The organism is Mesorhizobium sp. M1006 (assembly GCF_040318825.1).
GTDB lineage: Bacteria > Pseudomonadota > Alphaproteobacteria > Rhizobiales > Rhizobiaceae > Mesorhizobium.
Genome location: NZ_JAMYMZ010000046.1, coordinates 1 through 14,246 on the forward strand (window position 1 = coordinate 1; position 14,246 = coordinate 14,246).

A 14,246-nucleotide genomic window follows, 5' to 3' on the forward strand; every position below is an offset into this window, starting at 1 on the left:
GAGGAGTGCGTCCAAAATCGAGCCGATCGGGCCAATGATGCCGGTCGATGCCGCGCCAGGGCGACAGGGCGAGGCCTTAGACGCCCTCAAAAGACGCCCAGTAGGCCAATCAGGTTAAGCACACCCTTCATGCAAAGCCCTCCTTGTGGGAGAAGGTGGATTGGCGCGCAGCGCCAAGACGGTTGAGGGGTGTTGGACGGAGTGCCGTCGTTGCCAAGCTGGAACACCCCTCATCCGACCGCGCTTCGCGCGGCCACCTTCTCCCACAAGGGGAGAAGGGAGAACCCCAAGCGTGCGGCCTGCTTGCGTCATTGTTTCGGCTGGCGTAATGAGGCGCCGCGCCAGCGGGGCTCTTCCACTGGACCGCGCGGCATCGATCGAATGCCATATCCTGTGACAGAGTCGAGATGCCGGAGATATCCATCGTCATTCCTTGCCGGAACGAGGCGGCGAACCTGCCGCTTCTGCTCGACGAGATCGGCACTGCCATGGCCGGGCGGGACTTCGAGGTCATTGTCGTCGACGACGGCTCGACAGACGATACACCTTCGGTGCTTGCCGCAGAGGCAGCGCTTCGCCGGTTTCCGCTGCGCCATCTCAGGCATGAAAAATCCGCCGGCCAGTCGCTCTCGGTGCGCTCAGGCGCCTGGGCGGCGCGCGGCGATATCGTCGCCACCATCGACGGCGACGGCCAGAACGACCCCTGTTATATCCCAGTGTTGATCGACGCGCTGCGGCAGGCTGGTCCCGAAGTCGGGGCCGCGCAGGGACAGCGTCTGAAGCGCCGCGACAGCAAGATCAAGCAACTGGCGTCGCGTTTCGCCAACGGGCTGAGAAAAGCCATCCTGCACGACGAGACGCGGGATACCGGCTGCGGCCTCAAGGCGATCTACACCGACATTTTGCGGAAATTGCCGTTCTTCGACGGCACCCACCGCTTTGTTCCGGCGCTGGTCATCCAGGAGGGCTACCGCGTCGTCCATTGCGATGTCGTCGACCGCTCCCGCCGTCACGGCAAATCGAATTACGGCATCTTCGATCGCGGCCTGCAGGGCGTGCTCGATCTTGCCGGCGTCTGGTGGCTGCGCCGCAGGCGCCGCAGAATGCCCAAAGTAGAGGAAATCAGGCATGGGTAACGTGCTTCAGGAATTGGCGACCTGGCTTCACGATGTTTTCGTCAAGCAATTCGATGCCTGGGTTCTGCTCGGCTTCGTCGCCCAGTTCTTCTTCACCATGCGCTTTCTGGTGCAGTGGGTGGCGTCGGAAAAGGCCAAGCGCAGCGTCGTGCCGATCGCCTTCTGGTTCTTTTCGCTGTTCGGCGGCGGCCTGCTGCTGATCTACGCCATCCAGCGTCAGGATCCGGTGTTCATCGCCGGCCAGGCCATGGGCCTGTTGATCTACATCCGCAATCTCTGGCTGATCGCCAACGAGCGCAAGGCGGCGATGACCAAGGTCGATTGAGCCCGCCACCGCGGCCTGAACCGGTCGAGCAAGCAATCCGGATTACTTGCCGTCCAGCCCGCCGTAAGACCTTACCAGCCGGACCATGTCGGCCGAATCGGCAGTCTCGCTCTCGAGCCCCTCGGCGACACCGACGCGGTCGGCGGCCGGGCGGTTCTGGCTGACTTTCCATTTGCCGCTGATTTCGGTGATTTCGATCTCCAGGCCGACGATGCCTTTGATCTGCGACTGGATGAAGGGTGCCGGCGCGTCGGTCACCGCCCACGGCGCCGAGCGGCTGCCCTCCTGCGACATCGTCAGATCGGAAATCTGCTCGGCCAGCCAATCCTGGTCTTCGATCACCGTGACGCTGCCGCGCACCTGGACGATGGCGTAGTTCCAGGTCGGTACCACCTTGCCGGTTTCACGCTTGGTCTCGTACCAGGACGGCGTCACATAGGCATCGGCGCCCTGGAAGACGACCAGTACCGGCGCCAGGGGATTGTCGGCCAAAAGCCGCCATTGCGGATTGGCTTTGGCCAAATGGGCGCGCAGCCTGCCGTTCGGTGGCACATCCGCGTCTAGAAGAAAGGGAATCGCGTTGGCGACCGGCCCCTCGACGCCGTTCGACACCAGCAGGCCAAGCGGATGCGCCCGGATCAGCCCGTGCAGGACGTCCGGCCGTGTTTCCTGGAAGTGAGGCGGTTGGTACATCGCCGATTATCTCAGCCGCTTCGGCCGTGGGTCGGACAGTTCCCCAGCCAGCCGGCGATCTAGATAGTCCGCGCATTCCTCGATCAGAAGCTCCGCATGGTTGGCAAAGAAATGGTTGGCGCCGGGCAGGGTCTTCTGGGTGATGGTAATGCCCTTTTGCGTGTGCAGCTTGTCGACCAGGCCCTGCACGTCCTTGGGCGGCGCGACCTTGTCGGCGTCGCCGTGGATGATCAGGCCGGACGACGGGCATGGCGCCAGGAACGAGAAATCATAGGTATTGGGCTGCGGCGCGACCGAGATGAAGCCCTCGATCTCCGGCCGGCGCATCAGAAGCTGCATGCCGATCCACGAGCCGAACGAATAGCCGGCAACCCAGCAGCTCTTGGAATCCGGATGCAGCGACTGCACCCAGTCGAGCGCCGCGGCGGCGTCGGACAATTCGCCGGTGCCGTGGTCGAACTCGCCCTGGCTGCGGCCGATGCCGCGGAAATTGAAGCGCAGCGTGGTGAAATTGCGCTTCTGGAACATGTAGAAGAGGTCGTAGACGATCTTGTTGTTCATCGTCCCGCCGAACTGGGGGTGCGGGTGCAGGACGATGGCAATCGGCGCGCTCTTTTCCTTCGAGGGCTGATAACGACCCTCCAGGCGGCCGGCCGGACCGGTGAAAATGACCTCAGGCATGAAATACTCCACTTGGCATAAATTGCGCGGCGCCCGGAACAACTCTTCCTCTGGCCCCAGTCTTCCCTAGGCCTTGACGCAGGGCGAGCGTCTTTCTAGAAGCTAGTTTAGAATTGTTCAAAACTGGGCGGCCAAAAATTGTGGCTCGGCCACCCGCGCCGCAAGCCGCGTAAATAGGACGTCTTGCCTTGCAATTTCAAGGAAATAACGCGCTATCTTCGCGGAACGGCTTTTGAAGGGACCAGTTGGACAGAAATGGCCGGAGCACGCGCCTACCTCGACTACAACGCCAGCGCGCCGCTGCTTGCCTCGGCGCGCGCGGCGGTGGTGGCTGCGCTCGACGTTGCCGCCAACCCGTCCTCGGTTCATGCCGAGGGCCGCGCTGCACGGCGGCTGATCGAGGACGCCAGGCGCGACGTGGCGCGACTGGTCAACGCCAGGGCCGAGCATGTCGTATTCAACTCCGGCGCGACGGAAGCGGCCTCGACGCTGCTGACGCCGGACTGGCAAATGGGGCGCGGCGCTGTCCGTATGAGCCGGCTCTATGTGTCTGAGGCCGATCATCCTTGCCTGCTGCACGGCGGGCGTTTCCCCACGGGGCAGGTAATGCGGATCGGCGTCGACGCCGACGGCGTCGTCAGGCTCGACGTTTTGGCCGAGGCTCTCGCCCAGCATGACAAGGCCGAAGGCTTGCCGCTGGTGGCGATACACGCCGCCAACAACGAGACCGGCGTGATCCAGCCGGTTGGCCGCATTGCCGAAATCGTCAAGGCGGCGGGTGGCATCCTGGTGGTCGATGCCGTGCAGGCGGCCGGCCGCATTCCGCTCGATATGTCAGCGGGTTACGCAGACTATCTGATTCTCTCGTCGCACAAGATCGGCGGCTCAAAGGGCGTCGGCGCCATTGTCGCGGCGTCGGACCTGATGATGCCAAAGCCGCTGGTCAGCGGCGGTGGCCAGGAAAAAGGCCATCGCGGCGGCACCGAAAACCTGGCGGCGATTGCCGGGTTTGGCGCGGCGGCGCGAGAGGCGTCTGCCGGCTTGCAAACGATCGAAACGGTGCGGCAGCGTCGCGACGAAATCGAGGCGATCGTGAAAACGCTTGTTTCGGACGCCGAAATCTTCGGGACCGGCGCGCCAAGGCTTGCCAATACGACATTCTTCGCTATTGCCGGCATCAAGGCCGAGACGGCGCAGATTGCCTTCGACCTGGCCGGTGTGGCGCTGTCGGCCGGATCGGCCTGTTCGTCGGGCAAAGTCGGGCCGAGTCACGTGCTGAAAGCCATGGGTTACGGTGACGGCCTCGGCGCGTTGCGCGTGTCCATCGGCCACGCGACCAGCGCTGAAGACATTGAGCTGTTTCGTTCGGCGCTGGCGACGATCGTCGCGCGCCAAGCCGGTAAGGAAAAGGCAAACAGCGAAAAGGCCGCCTGAGCGCGGCAACGGAACGTTTGGGCCTTGCGGCCTGGTAGAGCCGTGCGTTCGAATTTGGCCGGGTGAATTTCCGGCATGAACGCACTATATGAAACGTACGCCGCCTCGGGTGCCTGATGGGTGCTCGTTTGCGGTGCCATAGTTTGAAAACTGCCGGGCCTTGACCCCGGCGTGGATGGAGAACGCTGATGCCTGCTGTGCAGGAGACGATCGATCGAGTTCGAAAGATCGATGTCGACCAGTATAAATACGGATTCCAGACCGAAATCGCGATGGACAAGGCCCCCAAAGGCCTGAGCGAAGACATTATCCGCTTCATTTCGGCGAAGAAGGACGAGCCGTCCTGGATGCTGGAATGGCGCCTGGAAGCCTATCGCCGCTGGCTGACGCTGGACGAGCCGAAATGGGCGCGCGTCCACTATCCCAAAATCGATTTCCAGGACCTCCATTATTACGCCGCGCCCAAGAGCACGCCGGGGCCGACTTCGCTCAGCGAGGTCGATCCCGAACTGCTGAAGGTCTATGAGAAGCTCGGCATTCCGCTCAGGGAACAGGAAATCCTCGCCGGCGTGCAGAAGACCGATGCGTCGGAGCTCGAGGAAGCCAGCGACAACGTCTACAAGTCGGGCCGCGTCGCCGTCGATGCGGTGTTCGATTCCGTCTCTGTCGTCACCACTTTCAAGAAGGAACTGGCGCAGGCCGGCGTCATCTTCTGCTCGATCTCGGAAGCCATCCGCGAGCATCCGGAACTGGTGAAGAAATATCTCGGTTCTGTCGTGCCGACCTCCGACAATTTCTACGCAACGCTGAATTCGGCCGTGTTCACCGACGGTTCGTTCGTCTTCGTGCCCAAGGGCGTGCGCTGCCCGATGGAATTGTCGACCTATTTCCGCATGAACGAGAAGAATACCGGCCAGTTTGAGCGCACGCTGATCATCGCCGAGGAGGGGGCTTACGTCTCCTATCTCGAAGGCTGCACGGCGCCGCAGCGCGACGAGAACCAGCTTCACGCCGCGGTGGTCGAACTGATCGCGCTCGACGATGCCGAGATCAAATATTCGACGGTGCAGAACTGGTATCCCGGCGACGCCGAAGGCAAGGGCGGCATCTATAATTTCGTCACCAAGCGCGGCGACTGCCGCGGCCATCGCTCGAAGATTTCGTGGACACAGGTCGAGACCGGTTCGGCCATCACCTGGAAATATCCGAGCTGCATCCTGCGCGGCGACGATTCCAGCGGCGAGTTCTATTCGATCGCCGTCTCCAACGGCTATCAGCAGGTCGACAGCGGCACCAAGATGATCCATTTGGGCAAGAACACGTCGAGCCGCATCATCTCCAAGGGCATCGCCGCCGGCTTCTCGCAGAACACCTATCGCGGCCAGGTCTCGGCCCACCGCAAGGCGACCAACGCCCGCAACTTCACCAATTGCGACTCCCTGCTGATCGGCGACCAGTGCGGCGCGCATACCGTCCCCTACATGGAAGCCAAGAACTCGACGGCGCAGTTCGAGCATGAGGCTACAACCTCGAAAATTTCCGAGGACCAGAAGTTCTACGTCATGCAGCGCGGCATCCCGGAGGAAGAGGCGATTGCGCTGATCGTCAACGGCTTCGTCAAGGACGTCATCCAGCAACTGCCGATGGAATTCGCGGTCGAAGCGCAGAAGCTGATCGGGATTAGTCTTGAGGGGAGTGTTGGGTGAGTTAACTGGAACGGCGATCATGGATTTGTTCAAGCGGATAGAAGGCTTGATATTTGCCGTTCTGATGCTCTTGCTGACATTGGCTGTTGGTGGTGCTGTGATGGTGTTGATAGGCGCAGTGTTTGGCTTGAGTTCGACAAAAACTATTGGTGGTTCGATTGCAGGCTTAAGCGCGGCTGGGTTTTTTGGCTGGATGTTGGTCACCAGCAAGTTTGTACGCCCTTTTCGAGCTTTTAGAAAAGTTCCGTCGCAGGCCGGGCACCGCGAACAAGAAAGTGGAAAATAATGCTTGAAATCAGAAACCTCCATGCCCGTATCGTCGATGACGGCACCGAGATCATCCGCGGCCTGAACCTGACGGTCAGGGCTGGCGAGGTTGCCGCCATCATGGGGCCGAACGGCTCGGGAAAATCGACGCTGTCCTATATCCTCGCCGGGCGCGAGGATTATGAGGTCACCGAGGGCGATATCCTCTACAACGGCCAGTCGATCCTCGAAATGGATCCGGCCGAGCGCGCTACCGCCGGCATCTTTCTCGCCTTCCAGTATCCGATGGAGATACCGGGCGTGGCGACGATGGAATTTTTGAAGGTTGCGATGAACGAGCAGCGCAAGGCGCGTGGCCAGGAGCCGCTGAAAATCCCGGAATTCCTCAAGCGCGTGAAGGAAGCGGCCGCCTCGCTCAACATGGACATGGCGATGCTGAAGCGGCCGCTCAATGTCGGCTTCTCCGGCGGCGAGAAGAAGCGTGCCGAGATCCTGCAGATGAAGCTGCTCGAGCCGAAGCTGTGTGTCCTCGACGAGACCGATTCCGGACTCGATATCGATGCGCTGAAGATCGTCGCGGACGGCGTCAACACGCTGCGCTCGCCGGATAGGGCCATTGTCGTCATAACCCACTACCAGCGCCTGCTCCAATACATCGTCCCGGATACGGTGCACGTGCTCTACAGGGGCCAGGTGATCAAGTCGGGCGACAAGTCGCTGGCGCTCGACCTCGAGGCCAATGGCTATGCCGGCGTGATCGGGCAAGCCGCGTGAGATGCAAGCGGGCCCGGAAGGCAAGCCAAACAAGGCGATACTGATGAATATGCACACGACACCCCAGCGGACATTAGCCGAAACGGCGCTGATCGACGCCTTTGGCGAGCGGCTGTCGCTGCTGCCCGGCGACGGCGCGGTGATGCTAAAGCGCGACGACGCCATCGAGGCGATCAAGAGCGGCCTGCCGACGCGGCGCATCGAATCCTGGCACTATACGGACCTGCGCCGGCTGCTGACCTCGGTGCCGGACTTCGATCCGGCAGCGGTCGCGAAAGCCATTGCGCCGATCGTCGAAGGCTCCAGCGTTTTACCGGTGCTGAACGGCGTTTCGAGCGCGAAATGGGCTGTTGTCGAGGGCGTCACGGTGCAGCGCCTGTCGGAGAAGCTGACCGACGGCAGCATCGCTCCGGGGTTAGATTCCTATGGCGCCGACGATGCCATCGGCGCGCTCAACACTGCCTTTGTCGCCGACGGCTATTTCGTCGACATCGCCGACGGTGCCCAACTGGAAAAGCCGATCGAATTGCAGAATTTGCAGGCCGGTGGACAGACGCATGTACGCCTGGCCGTCCGTGTCGGCGCCGGCGCCAAGGCTGTCGTCGTCGAGCGCCAGGCAGGCGAGGGGGCGGCGCTGGTCAGTTCGGTCAGCCAGCTTGTGCTTGGCGAGGGCGCCGAAGTGACATGGCTCATCGTGCAGGAGCATCCGGATACGGCGACGCATCTCGCCCAGTTCAAGGCGCATCTCGGCAAGAATTCGAAACTGACGCTGTTCGTCATGAATGCCGGCGGCAAGCTTGTCCGCCAGGAGGTCGTTGTGAAGACGACCGGCGAGGGCGCCGAATTCACCTTGCGCGGCATCAATCTGCTCGCCGGCGACACCCATACCGACGTCACCATGGTGCTCGACCACGCCGTACCGCACACAGCCTCGACCGAAGTCATCCGCAACGTGGTGACCGGCAAGGCGCGCGGCGTCTTCCAGGGCCGCATCAACGTCCACCAATATGCGCAGAAGACCAACGCCAAGATGGCCTGCAACACGCTGCTTCTGTCGGACGACGGCGAGTTCTCGACCAAGCCGGAGCTCGAAATCTTCGCCGACGACGTCGTCTGCGGCCATGGCGCGACCGTCACCGAGATCGACCACAGCCATCTGTTCTACCTGATGGCGCGCGGCATCGACGAGAAGACCGCGCGCGGCCTGCTGGTCAAGGCCTTCGTCGCCGAGGTGATCGAGGAACTGGACGACGAGGCCATCGTCGAGGCGCTGGAAGCACGGCTCGACGATTGGTTTTTGACGCACGGGTAGAGGTGACCGAGGGGTTGGTGCCAACACCCCTCATCCGTCGCCTTCGGCGCCACCTTCTCCCACAAGGGGAGAAGGAGAGGCGCTCTTCCTTCTCCCCTTGTGGGAGAAGGTGGCCGAGCGAAGCTCGGTCGGATGAGGGGTGCTGGACGGAATGAGGCGGTGCCTCGAGAGAGCTTGTAATGGACCAGAAAGTCGAAAACATCCCCTACGACGTCGAGGCGATCCGCCGCGACTTCCCGATCCTGTCGCGGCAAGTCTACGGCAAACCGCTGGTCTATCTCGACAATGGCGCCTCGGCGCAGAAACCGCAGGCGGTGCTCGACGCCATCCAGCACGCCTATTCCCAGGAATATGCCAACGTCCATCGCGGCCTGCATTTCCTGTCGAATGCCGCGACCGACGCCTATGAGAACGCGCGCAAGATAGTGCAGAGATTTCTGAATGCGCCGAGCACCGACAATATCGTCTTCACCTCCAACACCACGGCGGCGATCAACACGGTTGCTTATGGTTTCGGCATGCCGAACATCGGCGAGGGCGACGAGATCGTGCTGTCGATCATGGAGCACCATTCCAACATCGTGCCGTGGCATTTCATCCGCGAGCGGCAGGGCGCCAAGCTGGTCTGGGTGCCGGTCGACGATCTCGGCGCCTTTCACATCGAGGAGTTCGAGAAGCGGCTGACCAACCGCACCAGGCTGGTTGCCATCACCCATATGTCGAACGCGCTGGGCACGGTGACGCCGATCAAGGAGATTGTGCGCATCGCGCATGCCCGCGGCATTCCGGTGCTGGTCGACGGCAGCCAGAGCGCCGTGCATATGCCGATCGACGTGCAGGATCTCGACTGCGATTTCTTCGTCTTCACCGGCCACAAGGTCTATGGCCCGTCGGGCATCGGCGTGCTCTACGGCAAGAAGGATATTCTGGAGCGCATGCGCCCGTTCATGGGCGGCGGCGAGATGATCGAGGAGGTGACGCAAGACATCGTCACCTACAACGACCCGCCGCACCGTTTCGAGGCCGGCACGCCGCCGATCGTGCAGGCAATCGGGCTTGGTGCCGCGCTCGAATACATGGAAAAGATCGGCCGCGAGCGCATCGCCGCGCACGAGGCCGATCTGAAGGACTATGCGCATCAGCGGTTGCGCGCCATCAACTCGCTGCGCATCTTCGGCGATGCGCCCGGCAAGGGCGCCATCATCTCGTTCGAGCTGCAGGGCATCCACGCCCATGACGTGTCGATGGTCATCGACCGGCAGGGAGTGGCGGTCCGCGCCGGCACGCATTGCGCCCAGCCGCTGTTGAAACGCTTCGGCGTAACATCCACATGCAGGGCGTCGTTCGGCATGTATAATACCAGGGCCGAAGTCGATGCTTTGGCCGATGCGCTGGAAAAAGCGCGAAAATTCTTCGGGTGACGATCATGGATGATGCCAGCCACACCGCCGAGACCAATTCGGAAGCGACGACCAATGCGGCGGTTTCCGGATCGACAATCCCCGCCGACGAATTGGCGCGGCTGACCGACGACATCGTCTCGGCGCTGAAGACGGTCTACGACCCGGAAATCCCGGCCGACATCTACGAGCTCGGCCTGGTCTACAAGATCGACATCGAGGACGACCGCTCGGTCAAGATCGACATGACGCTGACCGCGCCCGGCTGCCCGGTGGCCGGCGAAATGCCGGGTTGGGTCGAAAATGCCGTCGGCGCCGTCGAAGGCGTTTCCGGCGTCGAGGTCAACATGACCTTCGATCCCCCCTGGTCGCCCGACCGCATGTCGGAAGAGGCACAGGTGGCGGTGGGCTGGTATTAGCATCCGACCAGACAGAGGCTGGCGCACTTGCGCCGGGTACAAAACTTCACCATTTTAGGTGAGGAATCATTCGGCAGGCCTTGAACCTGCAAAGAATGGAGAAGGAAAGACATGGGACGCTTCGCCGTCATCACGATGACCGAAAAGGCTGCCGACCGGGTGCGCGAGATCGTCGCGACCCGTGAGAATGCGCATGGCATTCGCCTTGGCATCAAGAAGGGCGGCTGCGCCGGCATGGAATATACGGTCGATCTGGTGACCGAGCCGAACACCAAGGACGACCATATCGAGCGCGATGGCGCCCATGTCTATGTCGCGCCGGAGGCGGCACTTTTCCTGTTCGGCACCGAGATGGATTTCGAGCAGACGACACTGCGAACCGGCTTCACCTTCCGCAATCCGAACCAGAGCTCGGCCTGCGGCTGCGGCGAATCGGTCGAATTGAAGCCGGCTGATCTGAAGGCACTGGCCGAGGCGCGCGCTTCGGCCTGAGGTTTTCGTTCTCCCCGTCACTATACGGGGAGAAGGTGGCCCGAAGGGCCGGATGAGGGGCCGAGCCGGCGTTCGCAATGTTTGCGCCGCCCCACATCTGCCTGCCGGCATCTTCTCCCCGTATAGCGACGGGGAGAAGAACGCTAATCCACCCACATCCCCGTTCGCTTGTGCCAGTCTGCGATCGACTCCTCCGGGTAGACATCGAAAACCTTGTCGCCCTTGCCGATATCCGGCTCGACCCAGTTCGCCTTGTATTTCAGCATCAGATGCACCTTCTCCGGCGGCTTTGGCAGGTCGGTGTCGATCGCCGAGGCAAACGGATGCACCAGCTCCGGCCAGGTCGGATCGTAGAGCCAGAGTGCCGTCCCGCATTTCGTGCAGAAGTTCCGCTCGCCGGTCGAGATCTCGCGTTGCGGGTGCTCGTCGTCCTCGATCTCGGCGCGGTAGACGCCGAGATGGCGCTTGCCCTGGATTTTCAGCGTCTGGTAATCGGCGCCGAGATTGATGGCAAAACCGCCGCCGCCCTGCTGCTTGCGGCAGATCGAGCAGTAGCACAGCATGAACGGCACCGGCGTGTGGCTTTCCACCTCGAAACGCACGGCATTGCACCGGCAGGACCCTTTGAGCAGAAGCGGCATGAGAAACTCCGACGAAAGTGATTTGCACTTTGTCAGGATGGCGCCGGTTGCGGCGATGACAAGGGGAAATCCGGGTGACATGATCGCCGCATGGACAACGAGCGCATAGAAGAGCTTTTCGAAGGCCTCGGCCCGGTCAGCATCCGCAAGCTGTTCGGCGGCAAGGGCATCTATTTCGACGGCGTCATCGTCGCCATCGTCATCGGTGGCGAATTGATGCTGAAGGCCGACGCCGAAAGCGCCCCGGATTTCGAAGCGGCCGGCTGCCGGCAATGGACCTATACCGGCTCGCGCCACGGCAAGCTCGTGTCGATGCCCTATTGGAGCGTTCCCGACAGCGCGTTCGACGATCCCGACGAGATGGCGATCTGGTCGCGCCGCGCCTACGAGGCAGCACGGCGCGCCGGCAAATAGGCTGCGTCATGCTTCGGCAATTCCGGGCCGCACTTCATGCCAGGTCCCGCGCCTCGGGCACGAGCGCCAGCGCCTCGGCAAAGCCAGCGCTGGTGAAGGCGGCACTCTCGACGACGAGCATAGCTGCGGCAATGCCTTCGCGCAGTGCCGCGCGCAGCGTCAGGCCGCGCAGCAGGGCAGCGATCGTGGCGCCTGCCAATGCGTCGCCGGCGCCGGCAGCATCGGTCCGCTTTTGCAGCGGCGGTGGCGAGATCGAGAACGCGCCCAATTCGTCCAAACCGAGCACTGGTTCGTCGCCGGCGGTGATCACGCCGCTTTTCAGCCCGGCGCGTCTCAGGCCGTCGACGATGCCTTGATCGATTTGGACGCCGGCGAGCACGCCGGCCTCGCGCCGGTTCATGAAGGCCATCGCCAGACGGTCGAGCACCGGCGTCAGCCGCGCCGCTTTGTTGGGCGAGACCGCAAGCGCAAACACCGGCTTGCCGGCGGCGAGTGCCGCCAGCCGCTCCAGCGCGGTCGACGGCAGGTTGGCGTCGCACAGCACCGCGTCGGCCGAACCGATCGCTTCCCGCACCTTGGCACGGCGGATCTGCTTGGGAAGCGCCAGTTCGTAGAGCACCATGTCGGCAAGGCCGGCGATCAGCCCGCCGTCGCTGTCGATCAGCATCGTATGGCTTGGCGTCGCGCGGTCGAGGAACACCGCCGACAGGTCGGCAATGCCGGCCTCGGTGACGGCGCGTAAAACCGTGTCGCCAAGGGCATCGCCGCCGCGCACCGAAAGCAGCGAGGCCGAGACGCCGCGGCGCACGGCACAGCGCAAGGCGTTGAAGACGGCGCCGCCGACATGCTCGCGCATCGTGCCCGGATTAGACGCTGCTGGCACGAAGGCGCCGGCAACCCGGCCGCGCCGCTCGATATAGGCGCCGCCCACGGCCAGGATCGTTGAGGATTTGATCATGCCGTCAAAATGCCCTTTAGCTGTTGCCCGGGGGAGACTAGGTCGCCGGGCGGAACCCCGCAATCGCGGGTCCGATTCGGTTGGTGACGGCAACGGCGCCGTATGCGAGGCGAGACACATCGGAAGCAATAATTGCGAAACAAAAATAGAACAAATAGCGATATACGTTATTTTTCAAACCCTTGGTGCTCATTGACAAATGAGAACAAATGAGGTACATTCTTTTAAGGATTGCGGGATTGTCCGGCCTCCATTGACGACCACGGGGTGATGTATCATGGCTCAGAATTCTTTGCGGCTTGTAGAGGACAAAGCGGTGGACAAATCAAAGGCTCTGGATGCGGCGCTGTCGCAAATCGAGCGTGCCTTCGGCAAGGGCTCGATCATGCGGCTCGGCGCGAACGAGCAGGTCGTCGAGATCGAAACGGTGCCGACCGGCTCGCTTGGGCTGGACATCGCGCTTGGCGTCGGCGGCCTGCCACGCGGCCGCATCGTCGAGATCTACGGGCCGGAAAGCTCGGGCAAGACGACGCTGGCGCTGCACACGGTGGCCGAAGCCCAGAAGAAGGGCGGCATCTGCGCCTTCGTCGATGCCGAGCACGCGCTCGACCCGGTCTATGCCCGCAAGCTCGGCGTCGATCTCGAAAACCTGCTGATCTCGCAGCCCGATACCGGCGAGCAGGCGCTGGAGATCTGCGACACGCTGGTGCGCTCCGGCGCCATCGACGTGCTGGTGGTCGATTCGGTGGCGGCGCTGACGCCGCGAGCGGAAATCGAAGGCGAGATGGGCGATTCGCTGCCCGGCCTGCAGGCCCGCCTGATGAGCCAGGCACTGCGCAAGCTGACCGCCTCGATCTCGCGCTCCAACACCATGGTCATCTTCATCAACCAGATCCGCATGAAGATCGGCGTCATGTTCGGTTCGCCCGAGACGACGACCGGCGGCAATGCGTTGAAATTCTATGCCTCGGTCCGCCTCGACATCCGCCGCATCGGCTCGGTCAAGGATCGCGACGAGGTCGTCGGCAACCAGACCCGCGTCAAGGTCGTCAAGAACAAGCTGGCGCCGCCCTTCAAGGTGGTCGAGTTCGACATCATGTATGGCGAGGGCGTCTCCAAGACCGGCGAGCTGGTCGATCTCGGCGTCAAGGCGGGCGTGGTCGAAAAGTCGGGCGCCTGGTTCTCCTACAATTCGCAGCGTCTTGGCCAGGGCCGCGAAAACGCAAAACTGTTCCTGCGCGACAATCCCGACACGGCGCGCGAGATCGAGCTGGCGCTACGGCAGAATGCCGGGCTGATCGCTGAGAAATTCCTTGAGAACGGCGGCTCCGAAAGCAGCGACGACGGTTTCGAGGACGACGCTGGGGTGATGTAGGGCAAGCGACGCCTCGCTGAGCCTCAGCCAGGTTTCGATTTGATGTTTTGATTGTGAGTTTGCGTAATCGATGCGTTTCGAACCGCCGGCCCAGGGCCGGCGGTTCGCGTTTGACGGCGAGGCAGACGCATTTCAAGGCGCTGGTGAAAGCCGGGATTTGAGCCCATTTGGTGTTTCTGGACAGGCTGCGGTGCGACCGCTAAAAGGCCATGTCTATTT

The 14,246-nt window shown here is 62.4% G+C and carries 16 protein-coding genes; 12 read left to right on the forward strand and 4 right to left on the reverse strand.

Going from position 1 to position 14,246, the window contains the following annotated elements; translation table 11 throughout:
* Nucleotides 1–407: 407 nt before the first annotated feature.
* Nucleotides 408–1,136 (forward strand): glycosyltransferase family 2 protein, encoded by a 729-nt coding sequence (locus NKH60_RS28195; protein WP_352766841.1) that lies wholly within the window; start codon nt 408–410, stop codon nt 1,134–1,136.
* Entirely contained in the window at nt 1,129–1,461 is a 333-nt protein-coding gene (locus tag NKH60_RS28200; RefSeq protein WP_023674681.1) for a lipid-A-disaccharide synthase N-terminal domain-containing protein, read from the forward strand. The genes NKH60_RS28195 and NKH60_RS28200 overlap by 8 nt, the downstream gene beginning before the upstream one ends.
* Before the next feature lie 42 nt (nt 1,462–1,503).
* On the opposite strand, the gene NKH60_RS28205 is transcribed toward NKH60_RS28200, so the two are convergent.
* Together NKH60_RS28205 and NKH60_RS28210 are read right to left on the reverse strand one after the other, a co-directional pair.
* On the reverse strand, nt 1,504–2,154 hold the full coding sequence (locus NKH60_RS28205) for an FMN-binding negative transcriptional regulator (RefSeq protein ID WP_352836343.1): 651 nt from the start codon (nt 2,152–2,154) through the stop codon (nt 1,504–1,506).
* 6 nt (nt 2,155–2,160) lie between these two features.
* Complete coding sequence (locus NKH60_RS28210; RefSeq protein ID WP_023674683.1) at nt 2,161–2,835, reverse strand: alpha/beta hydrolase; 675 nt, start codon at nt 2,833–2,835, stop codon at nt 2,161–2,163.
* 255 nt (nt 2,836–3,090) lie between these two features.
* Here NKH60_RS28210 and NKH60_RS28215 point away from each other — a divergent pair, with 255 nt between their 5' ends.
* From NKH60_RS28215 to sufA, 8 genes are all read left to right on the forward strand, one after another.
* A complete protein-coding gene (locus NKH60_RS28215; protein ID WP_352836340.1) occupies nt 3,091–4,269 on the forward strand; it encodes a cysteine desulfurase family protein in 1,179 nt (392 codons plus the stop codon).
* A gap of 188 nt (nt 4,270–4,457) precedes the next feature.
* Nucleotides 4,458–5,975 carry a Fe-S cluster assembly protein SufB gene (sufB, locus tag NKH60_RS28220; RefSeq protein ID WP_023674685.1) on the forward strand — a complete coding sequence of 506 codons (1,518 nt, stop codon included), beginning with the start codon at nt 4,458–4,460 and terminating at the stop codon, nt 5,973–5,975.
* A gap of 19 nt (nt 5,976–5,994) precedes the next feature.
* On the forward strand, nt 5,995–6,261 hold the full coding sequence (locus NKH60_RS28225; RefSeq protein WP_352836337.1) for a hypothetical protein: 267 nt from the start codon (nt 5,995–5,997) through the stop codon (nt 6,259–6,261).
* Nucleotides 6,261–7,016, forward strand: coding sequence for a Fe-S cluster assembly ATPase SufC (gene sufC / locus NKH60_RS28230; RefSeq protein WP_023674687.1), 756 nt, complete (start codon nt 6,261–6,263; stop codon nt 7,014–7,016). Before NKH60_RS28225 ends, sufC begins: the two co-directional genes overlap by 1 nt.
* A gap of 43 nt (nt 7,017–7,059) precedes the next feature.
* Nucleotides 7,060–8,328, forward strand: a complete 1,269-nt coding sequence (gene sufD, locus NKH60_RS28235; protein ID WP_352836334.1) for a Fe-S cluster assembly protein SufD — start codon at nt 7,060–7,062, stop codon at nt 8,326–8,328.
* A 179-nt stretch (nt 8,329–8,507) separates the two neighbouring features.
* The gene (locus NKH60_RS28240; RefSeq protein WP_352836331.1) at nt 8,508–9,749 is read left to right on the forward strand and encodes a cysteine desulfurase; all 1,242 of its coding nucleotides are present in this window, start codon (nt 8,508–8,510) and stop codon (nt 9,747–9,749) included.
* A 5-nt stretch (nt 9,750–9,754) separates the two neighbouring features.
* Nucleotides 9,755–10,147 carry an SUF system Fe-S cluster assembly protein gene (locus NKH60_RS28245; protein WP_352474719.1) on the forward strand — a complete coding sequence of 131 codons (393 nt, stop codon included), beginning with the start codon at nt 9,755–9,757 and terminating at the stop codon, nt 10,145–10,147.
* Between the two features lie 111 nt (nt 10,148–10,258).
* Entirely contained in the window at nt 10,259–10,639 is a 381-nt protein-coding gene (sufA, locus tag NKH60_RS28250) for a Fe-S cluster assembly scaffold SufA (RefSeq protein WP_006206001.1), read from the forward strand.
* Nucleotides 10,640–10,782: 143 nt separating this feature from the next.
* Here the strand turns inward: sufA and NKH60_RS28255 are convergent, their stop codons facing one another.
* The gene (locus tag NKH60_RS28255) at nt 10,783–11,280 is read right to left on the reverse strand and encodes a GFA family protein (RefSeq protein WP_352541446.1); all 498 of its coding nucleotides are present in this window, start codon (nt 11,278–11,280) and stop codon (nt 10,783–10,785) included.
* 90 nt (nt 11,281–11,370) lie between these two features.
* Here NKH60_RS28255 and NKH60_RS28260 point away from each other — a divergent pair, with 90 nt between their 5' ends.
* Nucleotides 11,371–11,694 (forward strand): TfoX/Sxy family protein, encoded by a 324-nt coding sequence (locus NKH60_RS28260; protein ID WP_352541445.1) that lies wholly within the window; start codon nt 11,371–11,373, stop codon nt 11,692–11,694.
* Between the two features lie 34 nt (nt 11,695–11,728).
* On the opposite strand, the gene NKH60_RS28265 is transcribed toward NKH60_RS28260, so the two are convergent.
* A complete protein-coding gene (locus NKH60_RS28265) occupies nt 11,729–12,652 on the reverse strand; it encodes a PfkB family carbohydrate kinase (protein ID WP_352874202.1) in 924 nt (307 codons plus the stop codon).
* Nucleotides 12,653–12,929: 277 nt separating this feature from the next.
* Here NKH60_RS28265 and recA point away from each other — a divergent pair, with 277 nt between their 5' ends.
* Entirely contained in the window at nt 12,930–14,027 is a 1,098-nt protein-coding gene (recA, locus tag NKH60_RS28270; protein WP_023674696.1) for a recombinase RecA, read from the forward strand.
* Nucleotides 14,028–14,246 lie beyond the last annotated feature (219 nt).